10 protein-coding genes and 1 pseudogene are annotated in these 9,105 nt (G+C 40.4%); 9 read left to right on the forward strand and 2 right to left on the reverse strand.

The genetic code is table 11. The features are described 5' to 3' along the window. The first annotated feature begins 211 nt into the window (after nucleotides 1-211). Entirely contained in the window at nucleotides 212-685 is a 474-nt protein-coding gene (locus AC58UU_RS39680; RefSeq protein WP_497323005.1) for a hypothetical protein, read from the forward strand. Nucleotides 686-783: 98 nt separating this feature from the next. After that, nucleotides 784-1,401, forward strand: coding sequence for a hypothetical protein (locus AC58UU_RS39685; RefSeq protein ID WP_497323006.1), 618 nt, complete (start codon nucleotides 784-786; stop codon nucleotides 1,399-1,401). Between the two features lie 204 nt (nucleotides 1,402-1,605). On the opposite strand, the gene msrA (AC58UU_RS39690) is transcribed toward AC58UU_RS39685, so the two are convergent. Continuing rightward, the gene (gene msrA, locus AC58UU_RS39690) at nucleotides 1,606-2,133 is read right to left on the reverse strand and encodes a peptide-methionine (S)-S-oxide reductase MsrA (protein ID WP_056837637.1); all 528 of its coding nucleotides are present in this window, start codon (nucleotides 2,131-2,133) and stop codon (nucleotides 1,606-1,608) included. Between the two features lies 1 nt (nucleotide 2,134). Further along, a pseudogene (locus AC58UU_RS39695) lies at nucleotides 2,135-2,329 on the reverse strand (peptide-methionine (R)-S-oxide reductase); the annotation flags it as partial. A gap of 575 nt (nucleotides 2,330-2,904) precedes the next feature. Here AC58UU_RS39695 and AC58UU_RS39700 point away from each other — a divergent pair. From AC58UU_RS39700 to AC58UU_RS39730, 7 genes are all read left to right on the forward strand, one after another. Next, a complete protein-coding gene (locus AC58UU_RS39700) occupies nucleotides 2,905-4,170 on the forward strand; it encodes a hypothetical protein (RefSeq protein ID WP_497323007.1) in 1,266 nt (421 codons plus the stop codon). Nucleotides 4,171-4,546: 376 nt separating this feature from the next. Then, a complete protein-coding gene (locus AC58UU_RS39705; RefSeq protein WP_497323008.1) occupies nucleotides 4,547-4,984 on the forward strand; it encodes a hypothetical protein in 438 nt (145 codons plus the stop codon). A gap of 210 nt (nucleotides 4,985-5,194) precedes the next feature. Continuing rightward, nucleotides 5,195-5,674 (forward strand): DL-endopeptidase inhibitor IseA family protein, encoded by a 480-nt coding sequence (locus tag AC58UU_RS39710; protein ID WP_497323009.1) that lies wholly within the window; start codon nucleotides 5,195-5,197, stop codon nucleotides 5,672-5,674. Nucleotides 5,675-5,826: 152 nt separating this feature from the next. After that, nucleotides 5,827-6,084 (forward strand): GNAT family N-acetyltransferase, encoded by a 258-nt coding sequence (locus AC58UU_RS39715; RefSeq protein WP_497323010.1) that lies wholly within the window; start codon nucleotides 5,827-5,829, stop codon nucleotides 6,082-6,084. 165 nt (nucleotides 6,085-6,249) lie between these two features. After that, nucleotides 6,250-6,501 (forward strand): response regulator transcription factor, encoded by a 252-nt coding sequence (locus tag AC58UU_RS39720; protein WP_497323011.1) that lies wholly within the window; start codon nucleotides 6,250-6,252, stop codon nucleotides 6,499-6,501. A gap of 420 nt (nucleotides 6,502-6,921) precedes the next feature. Beyond that, a complete protein-coding gene (gene msrA / locus AC58UU_RS39725) occupies nucleotides 6,922-7,932 on the forward strand; it encodes a peptide-methionine (S)-S-oxide reductase MsrA (protein ID WP_497323012.1) in 1,011 nt (336 codons plus the stop codon). A 359-nt stretch (nucleotides 7,933-8,291) separates the two neighbouring features. Next, a complete protein-coding gene (locus tag AC58UU_RS39730; protein ID WP_307442810.1) occupies nucleotides 8,292-8,720 on the forward strand; it encodes an organic hydroperoxide resistance protein in 429 nt (142 codons plus the stop codon). The last annotated feature ends 385 nt before the right edge of the window (nucleotides 8,721-9,105 follow it).

A 9,105-nucleotide genomic window follows, 5' to 3' on the forward strand; every position in this document is an offset into this window, starting at 1 on the left:
CGTCTGATGAGCGCTCTCCTGAACAACATCTGCAAACCAAGGTGTCAAAATCCTGCGAATGAGTGAGTATATGTGAGATAAACCCTTAAAACCGAGGGACGGGCAGTAGAGTGGAATAACTTAGACCTAATGGAACTTTATTGAAGATAGAGCGTCTTAATGTTATAGGAAGTGTGTTGATATTACTTTTTAGGAATGTGACGTGATAACTATGAGTGAAGAAAAAATGAATAGTGCCAAGCTAGCTAGTATTAACGGTTATTTATTAGCATTTGCTCTTTTAAATGTCCATACCAATCATGGATATACGTTTGAGTGTACTGAGATTGAATATCATAAGTGTATTATTACAGCTTTTGAAAGCAGCTTTGAATTAAAAAAGGATGAAAATCTTGGTGATACACAATTAATACCAATCGAAGATTGGAAAGTGAAGATTTTTGGAATTTGTGAGGAATGGTTTTTCCAAGTCGGTTATCCAACTCCCACTTCGAAATATGTTGATTTTCAGAAAGAACACTGTATAGAAGGATTCATCAAGTTGTTGTCTGATTTTTTTCAAGATCTCGAATCAGTACATGAAGTGCAATGTGATCCTAATTTTTTTTATGAAGGAATATGGCATGATTTCATTTTTACATGTAACAAGAGAATGTTTCTTTTACATTTTGGACTTTATGATTGACATTACTACATTAAGCTAACGAGAAACTATAGCTTAGTGATTACCCTGAAATAGCATTATAATGATGGGTTATTAGTAACCAGACAAGAGGTGATTTAATGTCCGAATATTCTCAAATACAAACTTATATCAAAAGTAACCCGGAAAATTTCAAGGACGTTATAAAGCAATTTGCAGAAGTGCTAAACTCTCTGGGACTTGATTCTAAATACTTCACAACTGATCAGGAATGGGAACAATTACACACTCTGAGTGTTGGCGGTGATGCGGAAGAACAGTTATTTAATAATGATGGGTACCAACTACATATTCGCCCATATATGACGGGATGGACCCCACAGGAAAGAAAAGAACTCCAAGACGCTTGGATAGAAGTTAGTTTACTGTTCTTGACAGTAGAAATTGAAAACCGCATTGGACAGCTAAAAGATGAACACAAACCCCTCGTATGGGCAATGATGGAAAAGTTCTCAAAAGAGTTTACAGAAAGCGGAGTGTTTTTCACAAACGAAGTCTCAGATGGAATACCTTGGGGGGCATTAATATCTGGGGGAAAAGAAGGCATATGGGAATTTGATGCAGCCATTCTGCCTGAATTTTTGTCTCATAAATATAAGGATTGTCCTACTGAAATGTTCATTAACATTAATGCTAACACAATATATGTTGCCAGGAAGTCTAGCTGGAGGACTGAACCTTGGTTGACAATGAATTAAGCTCCCTCGAAATGATTCCGGTTCCTCACTCAGACTTATGAATTCGCAGGATTTCACCCTGTAGTCAGAATGAAGAAGGGACAGAAGCAGCTCATCGATGAGCTCCACCTGTACATTCACTTTTACAACTACAAGCGGTTTCAGAAGAAATTAACAACCTTAGTCCGGTGGAGTACCGAACTAAGGCTGCTTAGTGCTCTTATTTCATTGTTGTCTACTTGACGGGGCGCCACCGGCCTCCCGTCTGGGAAGGACCCAGTTGGGGCGCGGGAAGTGGCAGGTGTAGCCGCTCGGATAGCGATCCAGATAGTCCTGGTGCTCCGGCTCTGCTTCCCAGAAGTCGCCAACAGGCGTCACTTCGGTGACCACCTTGCCCGGCCACAGATCCGACGCGTTCACGTCGGCGATCGTCTCCTCCGCCACCTTTCTCTGCTCGTCGCTCGCATAGTAGATCGCCGAACGGTAGCTTGTGCCGATATCGTTGCCCTGACGGTTCCGCGTCGTAGGATCGTGGATTTGGAAGAAATACTCCAGGATGCGCCGATAGCTCGTCTCCGCTGTATCGAAGACGATTTCGATCCCCTCCGCATGAGTGCCATGGTTTCGATAGGTCGCGTTCGGAGTGTCACCGCCAGTATAGCCGACGCGAGTCGAGACGACGCCGGGAAGCTTGCGGATCAAGTCCTGCATTCCCCAGAAGCATCCCCCAGCGAGTACAGCGCGCTGATGCATGTTAAACCTCCTCAATCTGATCGAGATATTTGCCGTAGCCCTCGCTCTCCATGTCGTCGCGATGGATGAATCGGAGCGACGCGGAATTGATGCAGTAGCGTAGGCCACCGCGATTAGCCCAGCCATCCGGGAAGACGTGACCGAGATGGCTGTCGCCGTGAGTGGATCTAACCTCGTTCCTTATCATCCCATGGGACTCGAAGCTCCTTGTCTAGGATGTCCCATATCCGCATTGGAAAGGCAATGTTTTTCTAACTAACTTAGAGCTTCGTTAGATCCTCAACCATTATACCCGCGGCATGCGTGACTCAAACCTGTTGTTTTTTACAGTTGAAGAACTATCTTACCTTAAAAAAGCAAACGTGTATCCTCATCGCTTTCGTCATAACTCAGTATTGCGGTAGATACTGTTGATAATAATGAAACAAAACAAGTTCAGAAATAGGTAACTCAGTACGTTTTTATGTCCTCAAGTTCTTGTCAAAATCAGATGACAAGAACTTGAGGACATTCCCGATTTTGACAAGAACATTATGACATTCCCGATGGATCCCACTAAGCATTGGATTTCTATGTATTCTTAATCACGTCAGTTTCTGGTTGATTTAACTGGCGGGGGAGCTAAATAAAAACGTCGGCGTGAAACGGTGGCCGCGTTACGCTAACGGGCAGGTTAACTTAGTGCTGATGCAGAAATAGTTAACAATCTTATTGTTAAATAAGAAGGTTTCCGGAACAATATCTAATGAAAAGACCGAGGAGATAGTTTAAATGTCTGAAGATAAAATGTTAAATAATTCAAATGAAATCTATGAAATTGTTGTCTCTAGCCCTATAGGCGGTGAGCTTTCTTTGGAAAAGGTAACTGATGATAAATTGGAAGCAAAGAAAAAATACAAGGAGGTCTTTGTATCTAACTTGTCATTGATGACGGGTAACGTTTCACAGACGGCATTGCAAGTTGCTAATCAAGGAATGACTTTAGCTCAAATTGCAAAACAAGCACCTAATGGCTTGTTTACTGCAACTGCAAATCCCGCCAATTTGTCTAAATTTGCAAATGGAACTACATCAACAATGGTGCGAGACGCGTCGGGACGTTTAGTCGAGCACGCTGGTTTTGCTGACGTTGGTTTAAGTGCTTCAGTGAATCCAGCAATTATTCTTTCAGCAGGAATGCAAGTGATGTCAGCTGTTTCAGGGACATATTATTTGCATAAAATTAATGCTCAAATTACAGATATGGATGCGAAATTAGAAGAACTTCTAAATATTCATCATGATACAAACATTGGGCGTTTGATTGCTGCTAGAAAGGGTTTGTCTGAAATTGCAAATAGAGAATTTGTTGATACTACTGATTTATCTGCTATTAGGAACTATAAAAAAACTGCAGATGAAATTCATGAAGAATATACGTATCGTTTGAAAAGACAAGAAAGTGAATTGAACTTGGAAATTGATTCAAAAGTTGAGGAAAAGAAACTTAGGGATATTAATTTCACAATGACGATTGCTTTTGAGGCTAATAAATTATCTTTGTTTGCAGAACTAATTGAGATTGGAACAAGAATGAAGATCGGTGGTCAAATAGAAATTATTAATGGACTAACAAGGCAATTAAAACAAAATTATGCTAATAGTTTTTATCATAATATTGACTTAGAAGTTGAGAAGATCTATTCAATGAGACAGCAGCGGAGTAGTAACGAATTGGTTGATAAAAAGAAAAAATATGAAAAATCATTAGATAAATTAACTGATATTCATATTTCTACTGGTTGGGGCATTCTATATGAAATTGGAATCAAGACGGTTGCTGCTGTTAAATCTAAAAGCGATGTTAATAAAGCAAAAGAAAAAGTTGTGTTAGAAAACAAAAACTTGAGCACAGTAAAAAAAGGTATGAAACAAAAAAAGGAGAGCGATGGAATTGATAATATTATTGATGAAGTCGTTGAACTACCATATAAAGAAACAGAAATTCTGTATATTCCTACCGAAAATAACAAACAACGAGTATTTGTGCCAATTTGAAATAGGCATTATTGTGTTCAGAGCCCAGGCGAAATCGAGTCGTAGGTTACAGAGGGCAGCCTAGCGATTTGCGCAAACGACGAAACATTCGACAAAATGCTGACGATGGCGCAAATGTATCGCGCGACAGCAGCAAACGATCCCGACGCTTGCAAACAAACATAACGACGATTTTACGAGATGAATGATTCCGCTAACGGAAAACTATAGCTTAATAGATATCAGGAGAAGGCAGCCAACATTAAACGGTTGCCTTCTCCCCGCTAACGGGCAGGATAGTTTAATCACTTCGCGAATACTTCAAGCATGTAGAATTCACATAGTTCGTAAGAAATACTTTAGGTTTCTATTTCGGTTGTAATTTATGGAGGTCATCATGTTGATTACTCTTCGATTTGAAAGTATCAAGTCAGGTTGGTGCACAATCATCTTTTCTAATGGCGAATCTGAAACGGAGATGTCCGTTTCTTATATCACTGATTTTATTAGTGACTTTATTAATACAATGGCATCTATGTTAGAGGGGGCTAAACAAGAAATTTTCAAGTGTTACTATGAGCCTGGGCAATATATCCTCTCATTTAATGAATTAACAAAACAAGTGCTAATATCTATAGATGAAACCCGAAGTACGGGAAACATAAATATTTTTTATGGATCTGAAATTATGATTAAATTTGGCAGATTATTATTAAGAGAAATTGAACGATTAAAAATGGAATTTGGCATTAAACAATATAAACAAGAATGGAAGTACGAATTCCCTGATAAAGCCGTAGATAGATTGAGGAATGCAATAAAACAGTTAAGCTAACGGAAAACAAGAGTTGAATAACAAACAAGGCTGCAGGTGGTCGATGACCTTTTGTCACCTAACGGGCAAATATCTGGCATCGATGGGTTTTGTTGTATGAAGGCGTGGTGAATTGTCCTGCGGTTGTAAAATTTTCTATATTGTAATTTACAGATTCTCACGTGAACAGTAAAAGCATCATCATCATACTTTATTGATGAGGTGAAGATCATGTGGAGTGAAAGCAAGCTAAAAAAATTTATCGATGAAGCTGAACAAGTTTGGCTTGAAGTCTGTTATTCAGATCGAAAGGGAGAGGAGTTGAACCTGAACGGATATATTTTTCAGGTTGTAGATGATAAACGTTTTGAAACTATTAAAAAGGTCAAACTTTTTTTCAACCAGTATTGGAGTGATAAATTCACCAATACGATGATGTGCAATTTAAAGGTACTCTCAATTAACGGGGAAACTGCAACCTTATCAGGTGATCCCCCAGAACTTCCCCGTAAGGTGGAATCCTTGCGTATTATAGAGTCCACACCTGATCAGTGTGAAATTCGATGCGTTCTATCAGGTGAAATAGATAGAAACCGTGTTATCCATTACATTATTCGGAAATCAGTAAATGACGGAAGAATCCGAATCGTCTCGAGAACAGGGACAAAAGACGACTGTCGTTATAAAAAGTGTAAGTGGTTGCTGGATTAAAACGCAGGATAATGACCCTTCAACCACGGATAAACAACGAGGTTGCCGACATGGATCGGCAGCCTCGTTGCATTAGCGTGAACTCAACACATTCAGCCTTATACATTATTTTCCTTGAATAGATGTTTCAATTACTCAGGAATAACCCAACCTTGAACCAAGTCCAGCATGTCCTGCTTGGCGCTGTCCTTCTGCCCGATTACCGTCCCTCTCAGCGTATACCGGATCCTGGTGTCCGGCCAATAATTGAAACTATCAAAGAATACTTAGTGGAAAACGCTCCTGAAAAATCATTTATTGGTTTATTTGCAGCACAAGGTAAAGAATCTTTTTATAATAAATATGGTTTTAAAAAGCATGAAGGAATGACTGGAATGTTCGGAGTAATTCAAGATAATGATCTTAGATAAAGCTTATTGTTAACCTAACGAGGAACGATAGCGGAATACAAACACGACGGCAGCCGGCCAGAATGATCGGCTGCCTTTTGTTCACCTAGCTGTCAGATCTACTCAACAACGGGCACGAAAGAACGGCTGATTAAACGGGCTCGGCTGCTAAAAGAGATAAAAAAAATGACGGAAGAGAATCTAACTAATGTGCAGCCCGTTAATCGTACGGAGCCTGACGAGCTAGCGCTCTTAACTGATCGGGAGAAAGAGGCATTAGCTTTATTGGGTCACGGACAAAATAATAAAGAAATTGCGGGCTTGCTTTTTGTTACGGAAGGAACTGTGAAAAATCATTTGTCGAATCTTTTGCCAAGCTCGGTCTTCGCGATAGAACGCAAGCTGCGCTATTCTCAGTTCACCATCTATTATAATTGAAAGAGCATGACTTTTGGCATAGAGCATGAAATTTATCATGCTTTAGCGATCAAATGTTGTGCTCTTTTTGATGTAAAGACATGACTTTCCACAGGTTTGCATGCGCGCTATTCTTGTTAAAATCTAAGTAATGAAAACAAAAGAAGGATAGGCGTGAAAAAATTTGGCTTAACGGTTCGATTCGTCCTTTTGGTTGTTGTTATTACATTAGTGGTTGGAACTTTGTATGAAGTAATTTGTTTTCTGAACTATTAAGAGACTAGGGTGTACGCTATCCCATTATGTACCGCGGAGGTGTAAGGGAACATGAAGGTAACAAACCGCAAATTATTGGCGCTGTCCATAACTCTACTTGTCTTTCTTGGTTACTCCTTTTTCAGTTTAAATCACAAAAAAGACATCGTGAAAGCTCAAGATGCTATGACAACAGCGAATGAAATTTCGAACACGCCAGACGAAACGGCTATTTTTGCAGGTGGCTGCTTCTGGTTGCTGGAAGAGGTATTTGAGAAGCTTGATGGTGTGTTAGGCGTTGAAAGCGGCTATACGGGAGGCCATAAGGAAAATCCTACTTATGAAGAAGTGGGGTCCCAAACTACGGGACATCTCGAATCGGTGGAAGTTCGATATAACCCTAATCAGATTTCGTATGATAAACTACTGCAAATTTTCTGGCGAAACGTTGATCCAACGGATGCAGAGGGACAATTTGCTAATCGCGGCAGCGAATATCAAACCACCATATTTTATAAAAACAATGAACAAAAGGAGTTGGCTGAGGCGTCCAGAGATGCTTTAGTAGCTTCAGAAAGGTTCGAAAAACCGATTATAACGAAGATTGAATCTGCATCGACGTTTTACAAGGCGGAAGCAGAGCATCAAAACTTTTTCAAAAATAACCCGATCAGTTTCAAAATCAATTTGCTCGGCTCCGACCGCGATGCAAGCTTAGATAGAATCTGGGGGAGTGACAGAAACGTGAACATTCAAAAAGGTTTTAATAAGGAAGAAAAGCTGAAAACGCTGACCAAACTCCAATATGAGGTCACTCAACATGGGGTGGACGAAGAGCCATTTAATAACGAATACTGGGACAACAACGAGCAAGGCATTTACGTGGATATCGTTTCCGGCGAGCCGCTGTTTAGCTCTAAGGACAAATTTGATGCAGGTGTAGGCTGGCCAAATTTCACAAAACCACTGGAGCCCAACAATCTGATTGTGAAAAATAGCTATGGTTTTGTGTCTGTAGCTCCCGAGGTTAAAAGCAAGAATGCCGATTCCTTTCTTGGCCACAAGTTCAATAACGGTCCCAAACCAACGGGAGTACGATACTGCATTAATTCTGCGGCTTTAAAATTTATACCGAAGCATGAACTTGAAGAAAGAGGCTACGGTGCGTATGTCAAGCTTTTTGATGAACAGTCATGATGAGTTCGATTTTCATAAACCAAAAACAGCTTCTCGAAATTTGATTTACTCCATTTACGGTAGAGTAGTTAAACCAACTATTGGAGTTGGAATAAATTTAGAGCAACTGTCGCCGTATAATTTGCCGCATGCTTGGAAGGTGCGATGGGTACTATATTTAAGGATGCGAATGGCTATGTTCTAGCCATGAATATGGGCATCGCTATCAGAGGCCGTATAAAAAAGCGTTCGCGGAAGCCCATCTAGTTTGCCTTATGCCAAAGCAACCCGTGGCAATATCGAATTAGTAACGAACGCAGTTGGTTTATCAGCGCACAAAAAGTATAAAATAATCCAGTAATAAAAGGAGAGTTTCGGAAATGGTAAAAATGGAAAAGAAATTGTATACGGCTACTGTAAACGTTAAAGGCGGAAGAGATGGCAAAGCTGTTTCCAATGATGGCAATCTTAACTTGGACTTGAGATATCCTAAGGAATTAGGGGGTAATGGAGCTGGAACAAACCCAGAACAACTCTTCGCCGCAGGATTTGCCGCATGCTTTGAAGGTGCGATGGGTACTATTCTTAGAAAAAAGAATATTAAAGCGGAAGGTATAACAATCGTTTCTAATGTTACGCTTGGCAAGGATGCGAGCGACGGCTATGTACTAGCCATGAATATGGACATCACTATAAGTGGCGTAGAAACAAGCGTGGCTGAGGAAATCGTCGCGGAAGCCCATCTGGTTTGCCCATATGCCAAAGCAACCCGTGGCAATATCGAAGTAGTAACTAACGTAGTTGGTTAATCAGCACACAAACCGATGAGAATAGCAATTCGTGATTACGTCAATCATTAAATGAACAGCCTGACAAAATAAAGCACTGCCGCACCCATCTGAGTGAGAGTTCATTTCACATGGGTTTTTTTGATATAAAACGAGTTTGTGGCTTTTCGTTTTATGGGGTAGGGAGTAAAGAATAAGCGGACCGCTTGATTGTGACACAAACCCTATGTAGTTTCTTGTCGTGTGACAAGAACATTATCTCATTCCCGACGGTTTGCAGTGACCTTAATGATTAAGCTAAACATTCCTGTTAGTCCTAAGAATTGGACTTTGAAAGAAAAGGAGCGCCTCGGTATGATGGGTTTGTCAAAGGGTTTAACCCAACACCATCAAGGAGGCGCTCTTA

The sequence above is a fragment of the Paenibacillus sp. JT22N1 genome (assembly GCF_059692155.1).

Excerpts from the sequence above, each read along its gene's own strand:
- AC58UU_RS39705 (WP_497323008.1), top strand. The coding sequence starts at position 4,547 with ATGTTGATTACTCTTCGATTTGAAAGTATCAAGTCAGGTTGGTGCACA.
- msrA (WP_497323012.1), top strand. The coding sequence starts at position 6,922 with ATGACAACAGCGAATGAAATTTCGAACACGCCAGACGAAACGGCTATT.
- AC58UU_RS39700 (WP_497323007.1), top strand. The coding sequence starts at position 2,905 with ATGTCTGAAGATAAAATGTTAAATAATTCAAATGAAATCTATGAAATT.
- AC58UU_RS39685 (WP_497323006.1), top strand. The coding sequence starts at position 784 with ATGTCCGAATATTCTCAAATACAAACTTATATCAAAAGTAACCCGGAA.
- AC58UU_RS39730 (WP_307442810.1), top strand. The coding sequence starts at position 8,292 with ATGGTAAAAATGGAAAAGAAATTGTATACGGCTACTGTAAACGTTAAA.
- AC58UU_RS39720 (WP_497323011.1), top strand. The coding sequence starts at position 6,250 with ATGACGGAAGAGAATCTAACTAATGTGCAGCCCGTTAATCGTACGGAG.
- AC58UU_RS39680 (WP_497323005.1), top strand. The coding sequence starts at position 212 with ATGAGTGAAGAAAAAATGAATAGTGCCAAGCTAGCTAGTATTAACGGT.
- msrA (WP_056837637.1), bottom strand. The coding sequence starts at position 2,133 with ATGCATCAGCGCGCTGTACTCGCTGGGGGATGCTTCTGGGGAATGCAG.
- AC58UU_RS39710 (WP_497323009.1), top strand. The coding sequence starts at position 5,195 with ATGTGGAGTGAAAGCAAGCTAAAAAAATTTATCGATGAAGCTGAACAA.